Source organism: Streptomyces sp. NBC_00210, assembly GCF_045160975.1.
Classification (GTDB): Bacteria; Actinomycetota; Actinomycetes; order Streptomycetales; family Streptomycetaceae; genus Streptomyces.
Genome location: NZ_CP108120.1, coordinates 1,250,420 through 1,265,976 on the forward strand (window position 1 = coordinate 1,250,420; position 15,557 = coordinate 1,265,976).

Sequence of the window (15,557 nt, forward strand, 5' to 3'; positions counted from 1 at the left end):
CATGACCACGAACCAGACTCAGCTCCCCGCCACCGCCCAGACCCAGCCCCCCGCCATCGCCCCGGCGCCGACCCCCGCCGCGCACCCCGCCCGGCGAGCCACCGACACTCACCCGATGCGACGCGCCGAGGACAGGCTGCCGCCGCGTGGGTCCGTGAGCCTGGTGGTTCCGGCGCGCAACGAGGCACGCAACATCCCCTGGGTCTTCGAGCAGATTCCGGACTGCGTGGACGAGGTCATCCTGGTCGACGGCGACTCGAGTGACGCCACGGTCTCCATGGCGACCCACTGCCTGCCCACGGTCCGCAGCGTCGAGCAGAGCGGCCCGGGCAAAGGAAACGCCCTGCGCACCGGATTCCTCGCGGCGACCGGCGACTACGTGGTGATGATGGATGCCGACGGCAGCATGTCGCCCGGCGAGATCCCGCACTACCTGCACTTCCTCGAGAACGGCTTCGACTTCGTCAAGGGCTCCCGGTTCGTCGCGGGCGGCGGCTCCCTGGACATCACCCGCTTCAGGCGACTGGGCAACCACGTGCTGCTGGCAGCGGTCAACAAGCTCTACGACGCCTCGCTGACCGACCTGTGCTACGGGTTCTGCGCCTTCCGGCGCAGCTTCCTGGACCAGCTGGACCTGCACGCCGCCGGCTTCGAGATCGAGGCCGAGATGATCGTGCACGCGCTGCGTTGCGGACTGCGGATCGCCGAGGTCCCGAGCCTCGAACTGCCCCGCCGCAGCGGTCGTTCCAACCTGCACGCCATCTCCGACGGCCGCCGGGTGCTGCGCACCCTCCTCTCCGAGCGACCCGGCGCACAGTCCGCGCCGGCAGGACGGAGCACATGATGAGCGCCACCGGCCGACTCTTCCTCGCCCCCCGCGCCACAGTCCCCGTCCCCGTGGCCCCGTCCTATTCCCCGGTCAGGGTCGTCGACATCGATCTGGCCGAGCCGGGAGAGTTCCATCCGCCCGGCAGCCGTGAGCAGATCCGTCCCGAGGGCAGGGTTCTGGCCCTGGTGCGGCTGCACGGCCACCCGCTGGGGATGGTCTCCGCGACCGGCACCAGCCCCGCCGAGCTGTGGCGGTCCCTGGCCAATGCGGCCCACCGGGAGCTCACCACCGCTGTCGCCGGGCACTTGGCAGCCGACCGGCCGACCGCTCCGTCCGGAGTTTCCTCCCAGCCGTGGCGCGAACCGGCCGTCCTGCCCTGCCAGGCCGCCGGGCTGCGCGTCCTCGACGAGGCCCCCTTCATCAGCGTCATCGTCGCCACCCACGACCGGCCCCAGCTGCTGCGACAGTGCCTGGACTCGCTCCTGCTGATGGAGTACCCGCGGTTCGAGGTGATCGTGGTGGACAACGCCCCGACGGACGCGTCCGCCGAGCACCTGGTCAAGGAGGCCTACGGCCGACGGGTCCGCTACTTCCGGGAGCCCGTGGCCGGTCTGGCCCGCGCACACAACCGGGGACTGGCCCTGGCGCACGGCAGGATCGCCGCGTTCACGGACGACGACACGCTCGTCGACGCCCGCTGGCTGACCGAGCTCGCCACAGCCTTCTCCCGGGACCGCCGGATCGGCTGTGTCACCGGCCTCATCGTGCCCGCCGAACTGAGGACCGGAGCCCAGGCCGCGCTGGAGCGGCACGGTGGATTCGCCAAGGGGTACACCCCTCGCACCTGGTCGCTGCAGGAGCCGCCGGGCGACCCCCTGTTTCCGTTCACTGCCGGACGCTTCGGCTCCGGGACCAATATGGCCTTCCGTACGGACATGCTCCGCGCTCTCGGGGGCTTCGACCCGGCCACCGGCACCGGTACCCCGGCTCACGGCGGCGACGACCTGCTCGCCTTCTTCCGGGTTCTGGTCGGCGGCCGCACCCTCGCCTATCAGCCGGGCGCCATCGTCTGGCATCGCCACCGCCGTACCGAGAACGCCCTGAAGGCGCAGGCCTTCGGGTACGGAGCCGGGCTCGGGGCCTATCTGACCGGAGCGCTCGCCCACGAGCCCCGGATGGTGCCCGCCCTGCTGCGCAGGCTCCCCGGCGGCATCCGGTACGCGACGACCAAGGCACGCGGCCGGACGGAACCGGGCGACGGATGGTCCCGGCAGCTCGCCCTCCTGGAGATGCGAGGCCTGCTGTACGGGCCGCTGGGCTATCTGCGCAGCCGCTGGCTCAACCGCGCGGCCGCGACGGCGGCGACGGAGACTGAGAAGTAGCTGTGTACGCATCACGTGCCCTCAGGGCATCCGAGCCGGCGGGAACGGCCACCACGCCCCCCGCCACCGCCGGGAGGCCGTCATGAGCACCGTACCGAGCCTGTCTGTCGTCATCTGCGCCTACACCCTCGACCGGTGGGAGGACATCCGGGCCGCGATCGGCTCGGTTCGTGCCCAGGAGCGCGGGGCGGACGAGATCGTACTGGTGATCGACCACTGCCAGGAACTGTACGAGCAGGCCACCGCCTCGCTGCCCGGCGTCCGGGTGGTGCCCAACCGCGAGCGCAAGGGCCTCTCCGGTGCACGTAACACCGGGGTGGCGGCGGCCCTGGGCGACGTAGTGGCCTTCCTCGACGACGACGCGGCCGCAGATCCGGACTGGACCGACCGCATGCTGGAACGCTACGAGGACCCCCGGGTCGTGGGTGTCGGCGGGCTCGTCCGGCCGTGGTGGGTCACACGCCGGCCGGTGTGGTTCCCGCCGGAATTCGACTGGGTGGTCGGCTGCTCGTACCGGGGGCTGCCCGTGCGGACCGCCCCGGTACGGAACTTCATCGGCGCCAACATGTCCTTCCGCAGGGCCGAGGTGGTCTCGGCCGGCGGCTTCCGCACCGACCTCGGACGGGTCGGAACCCGGCCCCTGGGCTGCGAGGAGACGGAGCTGTGTCTGCGGATCGCGGCTCGCCGTCCCGACGCCGTACTGCTCTACGAGCCTGGTGCCGCGGTACGTCACCGGGTCCCCGGGACGCGTACCACCTGGGCGTACTTCAGGTCACGCTGCTATGCGGAAGGGCTCTCCAAGGCACTGGTCGCCCGGCACAGCGGCAGCAGGGCCGCCCTGTCCAGCGAGCGCACCTATCTGAGATCGACCATCCCCCGGGCCTTCGCCCGGGCCCTGCGGCCGGGCCGTCCCGACGCCCTGCGCACGCTCGCGGCGCTGTCCGCGGGTGTCTGCGCCACCGTCGCCGGCTATGCCGTCGGCCGGATCCACTCCCTGTCGTCCGGCTCCGCTCCGCACCGCCCGCCGCCGCCCCTGGGCGGATCGCCCATGGACGGTGCACCGACTCCCGTCGGCAGGAGCCGTCCGTGAACCCGGTTCCTGTCTTCCTCTACCACTCGGTGACTCTCGACCCGCCGTCGTGGATCGCGCCGCTCACCGTGAACCCTCGTACCCTCGCCGGACATCTCGACCTGATAGCCGACAGCGGCCTCGAGGTGATCCCGCTGCGGCGACTCGTAGCGGCATTGCACGGCGGCCCCCCGCTGCCGGCCCGGTCCGCCGTGCTGACCTTCGACGACGGATACATCGACTTCTACTCGACGGTGGCTCCGCTGCTCGCCGAGCGGGGACTGCCCGCCACCCTGTACATCACCACGGGCGCGCTGCACGCGCCGGGCCGGCCGGCCGACGGCAGTCTGTTCCCGCCCGCGCCGATGCTGAGTTGGGGCCAGGTCGAGGAACTGGACGAGCTCGGCGTCGAGATCGGCGGTCACACCAGGACGCATCCGCAGCTCGACACGCTGCCCGGGCCCCGGCTGAGGGACGAGGTGGTCGGCTGCAAGCGCCAACTGGAGGATGCCCTCGGCCACCCGGTCACCGCGTTCGCGTATCCGCACGGTTACTCGAGCCCAGCGGTGTGCCGCCTGGTTCAGGAGGCGGGCTGGACATCGGCCGCCGCCGTCCGCAATGCCTTCAGCTCACACAGGGACGATCCACTGAGGATCGCCCGGCTGATGGTGCACGCCGACACCGGCCGGGAACGTTTCAGGCGGTGGACCGAAGGGTCCGAGGCCCGCGTGGCGCCGTTCCCCGAGGGATTCCGGACCAGGGGTTGGCGCGCGTACCGCCGTCTCCGGGTGGGGCTGAACCGGCCGTTCCAGGCGCTTCCGGCAGCCTGACGGTGCCTGCCGGGCCCCGCTCCGGCCCTCAGTGCTGCCACACGCGCACCCAGTCCACGTGCATCCGCGCCGAAACGACCGAGGGGGGTGGCGGTTTGGGAACCCCGACGGCCAGATTGAGCAGCACCTCCATGGGGACGTGCGGGATCCGGTCCGCAGCGGTCACCCGGAACCTCTTGACACCGTCCACGTACCAGGTCAACTCGTCGCGCTCCCAGAGGAGTCCGAACACGTGGTAGCCGTCGGGGAAGTTGACCGGCCCGTAGGTTCCCCGCTCCCGCTGCTCGCCCGCCCGGTTCACCCAGTGCACATACATGTTGGTCTCGTCGGTGTTTCCGAGGAACTCCATGATGTCCAGCTCGGGAGGCGTCCGCCGGGACGCCGGCATCATCCAGAAGGCCGGGAACATGCCCGCCTCGGCGGGGATGCGGATCGCCGCTTCGAAGTAGCCGTAGGTAAAGGTCCGCCGGGGACGGCCGTCCCAGTGGTCACGCCCGGTGGAGATCATGCCGGATGTCCACGGGTAGGTCTTGCCGTCACTCCCCCGGGTGCTGCGGCGCTCGGCGCTGAGGGTCAGTGCGCCTTCGCCCACCGACACCTGGCTCGGGAGATACCACTCCAACTCGTCGTTCCCGCTGTTGGTGCACCCGCCCTTGTTCCAGTCGTAGCAGGTGACCCAGCGATCGGTGTCGAGTTTCGAGCCGTTGAAGTCGTCATGGAAGACCAGCCGCCACGAGCCCGCGGCAGGCGGACGCGGGGACGTGCTGTCGCTGCCGCAGGCCGCGGTCAGCATCAGCAGGCCCGCAGCCACCGCCCGCCAGGCCCGCCCGGCCCGCCAGGCCATGTGTGCAGCCACCGGTTTCACCGGATTCCGGCCGATACCGCGGCGGCAGTCTGCCGGGCTGCGAACCCGGTCCCGCAGACGAAGCGCAGGACCGGCCCGAAGGTGGGTGCCGCGGCCAGTCCGGTGAAGTAGAGGCCGGGCACCGAGGACTCGAAGCCGGCCGACAGCCGCGGTGCACCGCCGAACGTTCGTACCGCCTGACGAAGGGTGGGCTCCAGGAACCCGAGCCGGTCCACGTCCACCCGGTAACCCGTGGCCACCAGGAGATGGTCGACGCGCAGCGGCTCGATTCCGCCGCCCGGGTCCGCCAACTCCAGGCGCACCGTCCCGTCCTCGGGCACCGCGGAGTGCACCGTGCGCCCGCACAGCATCGGGAAGCGGCCGTCCACGCGCTCCCGCAGCCACCAGGCACCGGACGGCCCCAGCACGGTGTGCAGCAGGCGGAGCCGCACCGATGTCGGCAGGTGGCGGTAGGCGGCGGCGCCACGGCTGACGGCCAGCAGCGACCAGCCGGGGCCGAGCGCGGAGCCGGGTTTGCGCAGCCGGACGGACCGGGAACGGGTGCCGGGGCGGTCCGTTTGCGGAGGGTCACCGAAGACGACGGCCGGGGCACGGGCGACCACGGTGGGGCGGGCACCCGCCTCGTACAGCAGTGCGGCGCTCTCCAGCGCCGACTGCCCAGCACCCAGCACGGCCACCCGCTGTCCCGCGAAGCCGGTCAGATCCCGGTGCTCGCAGGTGTGGGAGGTCAGGCCCGTCGCGGTGAGGCGGCGCAGCTGAGTCGGTTCATGGGCGAACGGGACCAGTCCCGTGGAAACAACCACGGCTGAGGCAAGGAACTCCTCCCCGGAGTCCAAAGTGATGCCGAACCCGCCGTCGACGGCCCGCACACCGTGCACCATCGACCGCTCCAGTTCGGGTACGCGGCGCTCCTGGAACCATCGCCCGTAGCCGATGAATTCCTCGATCGGGATCGGATACAGATCGCCCACCGGGGCCTTGCCCTCGGCCGCACGGAAATCCGCGAGCCCGTACCCGGGCTGCGGCGCGGAAATCGACGATGCCGCCGGTACGGACTTGAGATACATGCCCTTGGGCATATGGGTGTGCCAGCCCTCCATCGGCTCGCCGAAAATTCTCAGGGGCACTCGTGCCGCGCTCAGCCGGGCGGCGGTGGCCAGGCCGTACGGGCCGGCGCCGATGACGACGACCGGAGCCCGCTCCCGGGGAGCCCCGGTCGCTTCCGTGGCCGCCCGGTGGTGCCGGGCGGCCGAGCGGGAATTCGGGGGCATACCTGTACCTCTCGTTCGCGGAAGGTTCACTCGTTCGGCTCAGCGGCTCCCGCGGTGGCTCGTCGGCGCGCGGACCGCAGTACGCCGGGTCCCGGCATCAGTGCCAGGACAGAGGTGAGGACTGCGAGCGCCAGCAGAGCCCGCGTGAACGTGAACGTGCGGCTGAGGAAGAACGCCTCCGCCACGAGCACCGCCAGCGACAGGCTGAGCACCACGCTCAGCACGGCGGGCTCCAGGACCGTGGCCCAGCCGGGGCCTCGGCGCGCCGCTGATCGCCGCGGCCATACAGCCGCCAGTCCCGGGCAGACAACCAGGAAGACGGCCGTGACGACGACGCGCAGCGGATTCCCCGTCGGCAGCGCGGTGACCGCGAGGGCCAGCCACCCGGACGCGGCGATCCCCCAACGCATGGCAGTCATCGGCGGATCGTCTCCCTCGGAGCCACGTACCGGTAAACCACCGCGTCATCGTTGTGGTAGACGCGAACGAAGCCCGCCGCCCCCGACAGAGCCGACTCCACTCGTTTCACGGTGTCGGCGGGCAGGTCCCCGGTGAGATAGACGTCCTTGGTCTGCGCCTGGCTGAGGATGATGTACGCGGGCTGCCTCGCGGTGGCCCCGTAGACGAACCCCTTCACGCCGTCCAGCGGGTCTTGCACCAGCCGCCGTTTGTCCTCGACCGCCTGCTGGGCCAGGAGCACCCGTTCGTGCTGGTCATAGTGCATGAACAGGCCTGGCACGGCGGAGGTGAGCGTCACGATCTTCGAACCCGCCGGAGCGTGGGAGGTCACATAGCGGGCGGCGGCGACTTCCTGGAGCGTGAACTGGTTCACCGACTCCTTGCCGTAGTAGCCGAAGACCAGGCCGCCGAGCATGGCCAGCAGCAGGGGGTAGACGGTGAGCATCCGACGGCGCGGCTGAGTACCCCGGTGCAGCAGGAGGGCGGCGATCATGAATGCGGCGGCGGGCAGCGCGAACAGGTAGGCCCGGAAGATCATCTCCCCGCCGTACGGGTTCGCGAGCAGGACCGGCAAGGGGGCGAGCACAAGGAGTGGGAGTCCGGTGCGGCGCGTCCACGGTCGGCGCACGAAGGCGATCACAGCCAGCAGCAGGACGGCACCGGACAGGCCCCGGTCGACCCAGGACAGCAGGATCTGCCCCGGAGCGGCGGAGCCCCAGGTGGCCAGGGACGAGGCGATGTTGGCGTCGGGCTGGGAGAGGGCGTCCAGGATGCTGCCGAAGTGTGTGGAGATGTACGGCCGTGCCACGGTGGCGTCCCAGGCGGCCGTGAACACGACCGCCCCCGCCAGGACCGGCAGCACCACCCGCCGGTTGCGGCGCGGCAGCGACAGCAGCACCAGCGCGCTGATCAGCATCAGCGGGGTGAGCGGGTGGGAGGACACGATCGCGGCCACGATCACCAGCACCAGGAGCAGTAGTCCCGGTGGCCAGGCTCCCCGTCGGTGCCTGCTCGGACGAGGGAGCGCGGAGGACGGCAGCTGCCGCAGGATCAGGGCGATCACTGTCGCGAACAGCAGGAAGTCGAAGGCCTGCGGCGCGAAGTAGTCCTGCCCCACCCAGGAACAGGAGTAGAAGATCCAGGCCGCACCCCAGATGAGCCTGCGGTCACGGGCGACCGCCCGGTACATCAGCAGCAGCGGACCGAGCAGCAGGGCGTTGACGAACGCCGGGGCCCAGGCCGCGTAACCGATGGCGGACTCGAGACCGGTGGCTCGCAGGAACAGCGCGTTGAGCTGGAAGAAGCCCGGCCACTCGTTGTAGATGTCGAGCGTGTCGGCGTTCGGCACATCGCCGCCGTGCCGCAGCATCGCGTCGATGACCGCCACGTGCTTCCAGGCCCAGGAATAGCGCAGGGTCGGATAGAGCAGGGTGGGGGTGGCATGGATGACCGCGATCAGCCCCAGGACGTAGGCCGCGTACCAGCTGTTGCCGGTCCGCCGCTCGCCGAGCGCGAGACAGAAACCCAGGGTGAGCAGGGCCACTGCGACCCAGAAGAGCACCGGCAGCACCTGCAGCAGGCCGAGGTCGCGCATCCGGTCGAGGTCGACATTGCGCAGCGACAGCAGCCACAGGGCGAGCGCGATGGGCAGCACCGCCCGGATCACCCAGCGGCGGGTGGCGGCTCGCCGTGTACGGGATTCGTCGGTCGTGGACGTGCCGGGCGGCGCCTCTTCGCCTTCCTTGGGCGGCGTGGAGGCGCCCGTCAGCGTCGGGTGGGTCGGGTGCGTCGGGCGCGTCGGGTGCTCGCTCATCGGGACGCCTCCTTGAGGACGGGCGCGACGGTTTCGGTCACCCACCAGCGGCTCCGCCCGAACTGCGGCGACTTCCGCACATTGCCCGCCACATGCCACAGCCACGTCAGCAGCGGCAGTACCGCCGGGTCGCCGCCGCCGTCAGGATCCACGCCGGCGGCCCTGAGCAGTGCGCGGTCCGCGGCCGGCAGCCCACCGGCACGGACGGCATCGGCAACCAGCCTCCCCAGCGGGCGGCCGCTGCGCGCCGCCCGGACCGCCAGGATGAACATGCATGCGTCGATCTCCGACGGGCCGTCCATCCGCGCGTTGCCCCAGTCGTACACACCGGTGACCCGGTCGCGCTCGTCGCTCAGCAGCACATTGCCCGGGTGGAAGTCCCCATGCGTCCAGGCCTGCGTCATGACGGCTTTGGCGAGACCCTCGTGCAGGCGCCGGCGCAGCGCCTCAAGTCCCGCCGCTCCCGCACCCGCCCGGCACCATCCGATCTCCGTGGAAAGGATCTCCAGCTGCGGTTCGGCCCATTCGCCGGACCGTTCGGCGGCCGGCTGCACAACTCCGGTCGCACGCCGCAGGTCCGCCAGAAATGAGAGGGCGGCGGTGACCGTTCGGTGCAGATCCTGCGGTCGGCCCCGGACCAGGCGCTCGGCGGGTACGCCCGCAAGCCGCCCCTGGGCGAGCATCCGGCCGGGCCCGCCGGGCAGATAGCCGACGGCCTGCGGCAGCAGCTGCCGCCAGGGGTCGAGCCGGTCGTCCGCGGCCAGCTCCCGCAGAACGTCCCATTCACGGGCGAGGGCGGCGGCAGCCCGTTCGTTCCTGGGGTGTTTGACCACGACGGTCAGGTTGCCCCGCCGCAAGCCGAACACCAGCAGATTGGTCTGGGGCCAGGTGGGGCGCCGGACCACAGTGACCTCGCGGGGATGCATCCCGCGCACCAGGCGTTGCGCCCGCAGACGGTCGGTCAATGTGCCGAGAACACGTGGAGTACGCAGCGGCAGTAGCCCGAGCAGCGGATCCCACAGCGCACGGGCGCTCCGGTGACGCGGAGTATTCGGGGAATTCATGGAGTCCGCGAACTGCTCGGCCGGAGGTCCCGGCGCCGTCCCGGGCGCTTTCGTGAAGGTCGGGACACGGTTCACGATCAAACCTCCGGGGGTGGCTGCCCACGAGCGCGACCCGTGCCGCGCACAACCTGCCGATCCGATAGGGCCAGTTGGCGGTGCTCCTCTCCACAGCCCGGTGGTTCACCGGCCGCTCGGCTGCCGACGGCCGACCTTCGGACGGATCTCATTCACCATAAGGCCAGTCATCCACAATAAGCGACATATGGCATTAATTCTGACATCATCCCTGATGGCGGCCCCAGCGGTCAGTGGTAACGGTCCGTCACAAGGACAGCGAAGTGCAGATCCACGTCCTGCGGAGTGAGAGGTCACGAGTGATGGGCGCGAGGCCCTTCCCCGACGGTCGGCCGGGGCGTAAGCGGTGCAGGGCTGTCGCACCTGCGGCCGTCGCGACGACGCTGCCGCCCTCCGAAACACACTGCATCAGCGAACTCTCCGATTCCACGCAGGGCGTGAACCTCGGCTCGCGCACCTTCAAGTGCCGACGCCGACGCGGCACATGGGTGAACTCCGGCGTGGACGCCCACCGCCTGCCCGCAGTGGGTCACCGCACAGCGGCCCGCCCCGTCGACGTCCCAGAGACCATGGCTGATCTCCATGGCGGAGGGGACGCCGGATGAACGCCGGACCACCCCTCGACCGTGCGATGCCCGCTCTCCTCACCAAGATCGGCAGATATCCCCTGCACCACGGCGGCGTCGGCGTGGTGCGCACCATCGGGCGGCTGGGTATCCCGGTCCACGCCGTCGTCGAAGACAGGTTCACTCCGGTGGCGCTCTCACGCCATGTCACCCGCAGGTTCGTCTGGCCGACGACCGGCCTGGAGGAACCGCGGCTGCTGGTCGATGCCCTGCTGTCGATCGGCCGGGCCATCGGCTCGCGCTGCATGCCCGTACCGACCGACGACGAAGCCGCCATCCTGCTGGCCGAGCACTCCGAACGACTGGCGGAGTGCTTTCTGCTCCCCCCGGTGCCCTCGGGTCTGCCGCGGCTGCTGGCCGACAAGGCGAGCCTGCACAGGATGTGCGAGGAGCTCGGCGTGCCCTCCCCGCGCACATGGGCGCCGACAGACCGCGACGAACTGGTGGAGGCAGGGCGTGAGCTGGGCTTTCCGCTGGTGCTCAAGAACCTCGAGGCGTGGAGCAGGCTGCGCAACCCGGCCGTGAGCGGCACCACCGTGGTCCGCGACGAGCGGGAGCTGCTGGCCCGGTATCCGGCAGGCGCGCTGCCCCCGGTCCTGATGCAGGAGTACATCCCCCGGGAACACGCGGAGGACTGGATCACCCACCTCTACTGCGGTGCGGGCGGCACACCGCGCGTCGTCTTCACCGGCCTGAAGCTGCGCTCTTGGCCGCCGTACGCGGGGGTGACCACCAGGGCGGTCGCCCTGCGCAATTCCTGTCTGGCGGAGCTGGCCGCGGGGCTGTGCCGCCGGATCAGCTACAGCGGGCCGGCCGACCTCGACTGGCGTTACGACCGTCGAGACGGGCGTTACAAGCTGGTGGATTTCAACCCGCGCGCCGGTGCGCAGTTCCGGCTGTTCCAGAACACCGACGGAATCGACGTGGTACGGGCGATGCACCTGGACCTGACGGGCCGTGACGTGCCGGACAGCCCGCAGGACGAAAACCGGGATTTCGTCGCCGGTCAACTCGATCTGCCGTCGGCGGCGGTCTGGCTGCGGGATGAGCACAGGCTGCCGCCCGGTCTGTTTTCGCGGCGGCGTACGGAACGGGCGTGGCTGTGCCGGGACGATCCGCTGCCCGCCGCGGCCGACGCGATCCGGTTCGCAGGCGTTGTGGCCCACCGCCTCGGCCATTCCCTGCGCACCCGGGGCGATGGACACCCAGCGGCGCCCCTCACGTGAAGCGGATGCCAGGCACCTGAAGCCGATGCCAGGCACGGCCCGGATCCGGCGCGCCCTGGCGCGAGCGCGCGGTGGGTCGCGGGAGTTGCCGTCGGCTCGTCCACAGCGAGCCGTCCGATCGCCATCGGCCGTGCAGCGACATACTGTGACAAATGATCCTTTGTGAGCCGATCGGACGGAGGGTCCGTGGAAGATGCCTTCCCTCGCGCTGATGTGTGGGGGTCCCGGCTGCGCGGCCTCCTCCCCCTTCGCCCCCGGGGTCTGCTCACCCGGCCCGCCGACCTGCTGACGGCCCGCCATCTGGCGAACCAACTGCGCGCTGACCGCGCCGGATTCCGCGACCTGCACCGGCTGCAGCGGACGGTCTCCGATCTGCTGGTGTTCGAGCTGGAGGACGAGAAGCGGCCGCTGGTGGTCAAGCATCCCCGCAGCAGTCGAGCTGCCGCGTCACTCGCCCGGGGGTGTGCGGCCGTGCGGGATCTGACTTTCGACGACCGTCTGGACGAGTGGCGGCGGCTGCTGCCTCCGGTGGAAGTGTGCCGCCTCGGCGGGCGGCTTCCCCTGGTGGCGGAAGGCCGGCTGCCGGGTGTCGAAGGCGACGAGCTGCTGCGGCGCTCTCCACACCTCACTCGGCAAGTGACGGCCTCCGCGCTCCGGGCGGCCTGCGAGCTGCACCGGGCGACCGGCCGGCAGGAGTGCGTCACGTCCCGCATCGGGCACTGGGTCGACCCCCAGCTCGCCATCCTGACCGAAGAGATCCCGTGGTGCCGCCGGGGCCGCGGCGCAGCCGCCACGGAGGCACTGAGAGAGCGCCTCCGCAGCGGTCTGACCGGGCACACCTTGACGGTTGCGTGGACCCACGGGGACTTCCATCCGGGAAACATCCTGTTGAACGGGAAGCACGGGACGCTCACCGGGGTGATCGACTGGGCGAACGCCCGTGCGGAGGGCCCTTGCGCCATCGATGCCTACACATTCGTCCTGACCCTCCGGCACCAGCGCGGCGGGCGGGAGTTGGGGCAGATCGTGGCCGATGTCGTGCGGCGCGGCTCCCTGCTGCCCGAGGACCGTCGCCTCCTCGCCGAAGCAGATGTTCCGCCCCCGGACGAAGGCCTCGACGAAGACGTGCTGCCACTGCTGACCTGGCTGTGGCATGTGGCGGGAAACGCGGAGAAGTCAGCGCGCTACGGACGCAGCCATCACTGGGTCGCGGGCAATGTGGTGCCGGTGCTCAAGGAGGTGGCGCGACGGTAGCGGCCCACGCCCGGCGACTCGAACGCGGCCTCCTGCAAGCGTCGCGTCAAAGAGGCCGTGCGCCACTTGTCCGTTTAACCTCGGTGAAGAGGCCAGGGTCTCCGCCCTGTCCCGGGCTTCTTGTCCCGTCCCCTCACGCCCGGCAGGAGGAGTCATGAACTCAGCCGTCGCGCACCCGGTGGCCAGAGAGTCGGGCCCCGTGCGGGTGACCAGCCCCGCTCCGCGGGCTGTCTGGCGGCAGCTGGCCTCTGCGGACGAGAACGCCCTGGCCAGCCAGACTCCGACGTGGCTCGATTGCATCTGTGCGACGGGACCCTATGAGGACGCCAGCCGACTGTACGAATTCGAGGGTGGGCGCCGGCTCGTCGTACCGCTGGCGCGTCGGCGAGGGTGGCCGGCAAGGCTGGTCGGGGAGGACTCCTGGCCGTCCGACTGGGGTATCGGCGGGCCGTTGGTCTCCCCCGGGACGCCCGACGAGACGGAGGCTCGCGTCGTCTTCGACGACCTCGCGCGGCGCCCGGCGCTCCGGGTCGGCGTCCGGTTCGGGCCCGACGCCGACCCGCTGTGGGCACGGGCGGCGCCGCAGAGCTTCCGGGCGGAGGAACACATGACGCAGGTGCTGGACCTGGAAGGCGGCTTCGGTACCGTCTGGGACCGGCGCTTCCACGGGCGTGTCCGACGGGCAGTGCGCCGAGCGGAGCGGTCGGCGATCAAGGTGGAGGTCGACCGCACGGGCCGGCTGGTGCCGGCCTTCTACCACCTGTACGAACAGTCGATGGTGCGCTGGGCCCGGCAGCAGCACGAGCCGCTGGCGCTTGCCCGATGGCGGCAGACCCGGAGCTTCCCGCGGCAGCGGCTGGAGGCTGTTTCCGATCGGTTCGGTGAATCGTGCGCGATCTACCTGGCATGGTGCGCCGGCGAGCCCGCCGCGGCGATTGTCGTCCTCCGTCACGGCCACCACGCGAAGTACTGGCGCGGTGCGATGAACAAGGATCTCGCCCACCCGGTCCGGGCGAACTTCCTGCTCCACCGCCTCGCCGTCGAGGACGCCTGCGAGGCGGGCTGCAGGTACTACCACCTGGGGGACTCCCGGCCGGGGTCCTCGCTGGCCCACTTCAAGGACGGCTTCGGGGCCGAAAGCCGCTCGACCCCCGCCTTCCGCCGCGAGCGGCTTCCGGTCTCGGCCGCCGATCGCCGGCTGCGGAGCGCCGTCAAGCGCCTGATCCACTTCGAGGACGCTTAGGGGCCCAGGGAGCGGGTGTCGCGCAGCGTGCAGGGCCGACCCCCCTGGGTGGCAGAGTGCCCGTCCTCGATCTAGCCTGAGGGGAACGACGATTGTTGGAAAGCCACGCTATCCCTGGCCGCCAGATGGACTCTCCGGTAACGCAGTTCCCCTGTGCGGATCACCCGTCGCCTCCTCGTCCGGGCTGCGCACAGACTGGAGTCGCCTTGCGCCGTCGGCCGGACCGGATGCCCGACAACTGGCGGGCACGGTGAGCCCGGTGCGGCAGTCCAAGGACCACCTGCTGCGCACCGGCCACGTGCTGACGTTCAACTCACTGCTGACAGCCGCTCTCGGGGCGGGGTACTGGGCGTTGGCAGCTCGCTGGTACGACCCCGGTGCGGTGGGCCGCAACTACTCGGCAGTGTCCGCGATGATGCTGCTGGCCGGGGTGGGCCAGCTCAACCTGACCAATGTGCTGCTCCGGTTCGTGCCCACCGCGGGGAACCGCACCCAGCTGCTGGTCTCCAGGGCCTATCTGGGCGCTTGTGTCTTCTCCGTGTTCCTTGCAGGGATGTTTCTCTTCCTGGTGCCCTGGATCTCTCCGGGGCTGCAGTTCCTGCGCGAGCCGCTGCTCGGGGGATGCTTCGTCCTGGCGACTGCGGCGTACGCGGTCTTCGTCATCCAGGACGGTGTGCTGACCGGCCTGCGACGTCCGGACTGGGTGGTGTGGGAGAACGCCGTGTTCGCGGTGGGGAAGATCGTGTTCGTCGGGGTGCTGGCCGCCGTCTTGAAGTCGACCGGAATCCTGCTGTCCTGGGCCCTCGCCGTGGTGCTCGCCGTCATCCTCACCAACGGCTTCCTGTACGCAAGGGCCTTCCCCCGGCACGCCCGCACCCCGCCGGACGAGCGGGCCGACACGGCCAGACCGACGCCGAAATACGTCGCGGCGGACTACGTGGCAGCGCTCTTCTGGCTCGGCGCGACCGCCTTGCTCCCGATCATCGTTCTCAACCGGTGCGGACCCGACCAGGCCGCCTACTTCTCGCTGGCCTGGCTCGCCGGGTTCACGCTGTACCAACTGAACGCGAGCATGGGCGAGTCGCTCATCGTCGAGGCGGCGAACGACCCGGCTCAACTGCTCAGGCAGTGCCGCCGGGTGCTGCGACACACCGGGATGCTGCAGATCGTGGGAGCACTGGTGCTCTGTGCGGCCGCGCCACTCGTGCTGCGCGTGTTCGGCACCGACTACGCCGAGAACGGGGCGGGTCTGCTCCGTCTGGTGGCTCTGTCGGCGCTTCCCAACCTGGTCGTCATTACGGCCGTGAGCGCCTGCCGGGCCCAACGCCGGATGGGCATGCTGATCGGAATCCTGGCCGTCGTCTGCTCGCTGGCCACCGGGCTGAGCCTGGTGCTGCTGGCGCCCCTGGGCATTGCAGGGGTTGGAGCCGGGTGGCTCATCGCCCAAAGTGTGGTGGCCGCGTGGCTCTGGTGGCGGAAGCCGCTGTGGCTGCCCGTACAGGGCCGGGTGCCACTGTTGATGGGCCAAGGCCCGGCCGGACCGTCCTGAAG

General features: G+C 70.8%; 13 protein-coding genes. 8 read left to right on the top strand and 5 right to left on the bottom strand.

Going from position 1 to position 15,557, the window contains the following annotated elements; translation table 11 throughout:
* Window position 1: 1 nt before the first annotated feature.
* The 4 genes from OG729_RS05650 to OG729_RS05665 all read left to right on the top strand — a co-directional run bounded on the left by OG729_RS05650 (window position 2) and on the right by OG729_RS05665 (window position 4,110).
* Window positions 2–844: a glycosyltransferase family 2 protein gene (locus OG729_RS05650; RefSeq protein WP_405804674.1), complete on the top strand. Its 843-nt coding sequence runs from the start codon at window positions 2–4 to the stop codon at window positions 842–844.
* A complete protein-coding gene (locus tag OG729_RS05655) occupies window positions 841–2,211 on the top strand; it encodes a glycosyltransferase (RefSeq protein WP_405804676.1) in 1,371 nt (456 codons plus the stop codon). Before OG729_RS05650 ends, OG729_RS05655 begins: the two co-directional genes overlap by 4 nt.
* Before the next feature lie 82 nt (window positions 2,212–2,293).
* A complete protein-coding gene (locus OG729_RS05660) occupies window positions 2,294–3,301 on the top strand; it encodes a glycosyltransferase family 2 protein (RefSeq protein WP_405804677.1) in 1,008 nt (335 codons plus the stop codon).
* Entirely contained in the window at window positions 3,298–4,110 is an 813-nt protein-coding gene (locus tag OG729_RS05665) for a polysaccharide deacetylase family protein (RefSeq protein WP_405804678.1), read from the top strand. The genes OG729_RS05660 and OG729_RS05665 overlap by 4 nt, the downstream gene beginning before the upstream one ends.
* A 28-nt stretch (window positions 4,111–4,138) precedes the next feature.
* Here OG729_RS05665 and OG729_RS05670 read toward each other — a convergent pair whose 3' ends face one another.
* Genes OG729_RS05670 through OG729_RS05690 form a run of 5 tightly spaced genes read right to left on the bottom strand, consistent with a single transcriptional unit; the run spans window position 4,139 to window position 9,657 of the window.
* Window positions 4,139–4,966, bottom strand: a complete 828-nt coding sequence (locus tag OG729_RS05670) for a family 16 glycosylhydrolase (RefSeq protein ID WP_405804680.1) — start codon at window positions 4,964–4,966, stop codon at window positions 4,139–4,141.
* A gap of 5 nt (window positions 4,967–4,971) precedes the next feature.
* Window positions 4,972–6,246 (bottom strand): NAD(P)-binding domain-containing protein, encoded by a 1,275-nt coding sequence (locus OG729_RS05675; RefSeq protein WP_405804682.1) that lies wholly within the window; start codon window positions 6,244–6,246, stop codon window positions 4,972–4,974.
* A 26-nt stretch (window positions 6,247–6,272) separates the two neighbouring features.
* Window positions 6,273–6,665 (bottom strand): hypothetical protein, encoded by a 393-nt coding sequence (locus OG729_RS05680; protein WP_405804683.1) that lies wholly within the window; start codon window positions 6,663–6,665, stop codon window positions 6,273–6,275.
* Window positions 6,662–8,518, bottom strand: a complete 1,857-nt coding sequence (locus OG729_RS05685) for a glycosyltransferase (RefSeq protein WP_405804684.1) — start codon at window positions 8,516–8,518, stop codon at window positions 6,662–6,664. Before OG729_RS05685 ends, OG729_RS05680 begins: the two co-directional genes overlap by 4 nt.
* The gene (locus tag OG729_RS05690; protein ID WP_405804686.1) at window positions 8,515–9,657 is read right to left on the bottom strand and encodes a phosphotransferase family protein; all 1,143 of its coding nucleotides are present in this window, start codon (window positions 9,655–9,657) and stop codon (window positions 8,515–8,517) included. Before OG729_RS05690 ends, OG729_RS05685 begins: the two co-directional genes overlap by 4 nt.
* Before the next feature lie 601 nt (window positions 9,658–10,258).
* On the opposite strand from OG729_RS05690, the gene OG729_RS05695 reads away from it, so the two are divergent.
* The 4 genes from OG729_RS05695 to OG729_RS05710 all read left to right on the top strand — a co-directional run bounded on the left by OG729_RS05695 (window position 10,259) and on the right by OG729_RS05710 (window position 15,555).
* Window positions 10,259–11,509 carry an ATP-grasp domain-containing protein gene (locus OG729_RS05695; protein ID WP_405804687.1) on the top strand — a complete coding sequence of 417 codons (1,251 nt, stop codon included), beginning with the start codon at window positions 10,259–10,261 and terminating at the stop codon, window positions 11,507–11,509.
* A gap of 186 nt (window positions 11,510–11,695) precedes the next feature.
* Window positions 11,696–12,763 (top strand): aminoglycoside phosphotransferase family protein, encoded by a 1,068-nt coding sequence (locus OG729_RS05700; protein ID WP_360882786.1) that lies wholly within the window; start codon window positions 11,696–11,698, stop codon window positions 12,761–12,763.
* Between the two features lie 154 nt (window positions 12,764–12,917).
* Complete coding sequence (locus OG729_RS05705) at window positions 12,918–14,006, top strand: GNAT family N-acetyltransferase (RefSeq protein WP_405804689.1); 1,089 nt, start codon at window positions 12,918–12,920, stop codon at window positions 14,004–14,006.
* A 259-nt stretch (window positions 14,007–14,265) separates the two neighbouring features.
* Complete coding sequence (locus OG729_RS05710) at window positions 14,266–15,555, top strand: lipopolysaccharide biosynthesis protein (RefSeq protein WP_405804691.1); 1,290 nt, start codon at window positions 14,266–14,268, stop codon at window positions 15,553–15,555.
* Window positions 15,556–15,557 lie beyond the last annotated feature (2 nt).

Bases quoted from the DNA above. Each gene is read 5' to 3' on its own strand.
- OG729_RS05685 (WP_405804684.1), bottom strand. From the start codon at position 8,518: ATGAGCGAGCACCCGACGCGCCCGACGCACCCGACCCACCCGACGCTG.
- OG729_RS05655 (WP_405804676.1), top strand. From the start codon at position 841: ATGATGAGCGCCACCGGCCGACTCTTCCTCGCCCCCCGCGCCACAGTC.
- OG729_RS05695 (WP_405804687.1), top strand. From the start codon at position 10,259: ATGAACGCCGGACCACCCCTCGACCGTGCGATGCCCGCTCTCCTCACC.
- OG729_RS05705 (WP_405804689.1), top strand. From the start codon at position 12,918: ATGAACTCAGCCGTCGCGCACCCGGTGGCCAGAGAGTCGGGCCCCGTG.
- OG729_RS05675 (WP_405804682.1), bottom strand. From the start codon at position 6,246: ATGCCCCCGAATTCCCGCTCGGCCGCCCGGCACCACCGGGCGGCCACG.
- OG729_RS05680 (WP_405804683.1), bottom strand. From the start codon at position 6,665: ATGACTGCCATGCGTTGGGGGATCGCCGCGTCCGGGTGGCTGGCCCTC.
- OG729_RS05660 (WP_405804677.1), top strand. From the start codon at position 2,294: ATGAGCACCGTACCGAGCCTGTCTGTCGTCATCTGCGCCTACACCCTC.
- OG729_RS05650 (WP_405804674.1), top strand. From the start codon at position 2: ATGACCACGAACCAGACTCAGCTCCCCGCCACCGCCCAGACCCAGCCC.